Source organism: Microbacterium karelineae, assembly GCF_009745985.1.
Taxonomy (GTDB): Bacteria; Actinomycetota; Actinomycetes; order Actinomycetales; family Microbacteriaceae; genus Microbacterium; species Microbacterium karelineae.
Genome location: NZ_WFIX01000041.1, coordinates 1 through 281 on the forward strand (window position 1 = coordinate 1; position 281 = coordinate 281).

1 pseudogene is annotated in these 281 nt (G+C 61.2%); it reads left to right on the forward strand.

Annotated elements, in window-relative coordinates:
* Window positions 1–281, forward strand: a pseudogene (locus GB932_RS00805) (preprotein translocase subunit SecY); the annotation flags it as partial.

The window sequence follows — 281 nt, forward strand, 5'->3', positions numbered from 1 at the left end:
CGTGGTGTTCATCGAGCGGGGTCAGCGTCGTATCGCCGTGCATTACGCCAAGCGCCAGCAAGGTCGCAAGGTGTTTGCCGCCCAGACCAGCCATTTGCCGCTGAAAGTGAACATGGCGGGTGTAATCCCTGCGATTTTCGCCAGCAGCATCCTGCTGTTCCCGGCATCCCTGGGTGCCTGGTTCGGTCAGTCGGAAGGCCTGGGTTGGCTGCAGGACGTCGCGCAAGCGATCGCGCCTGGTCAGCCGCTGAACATTCTGCTGTTTAGTGCAGGGATCGTCT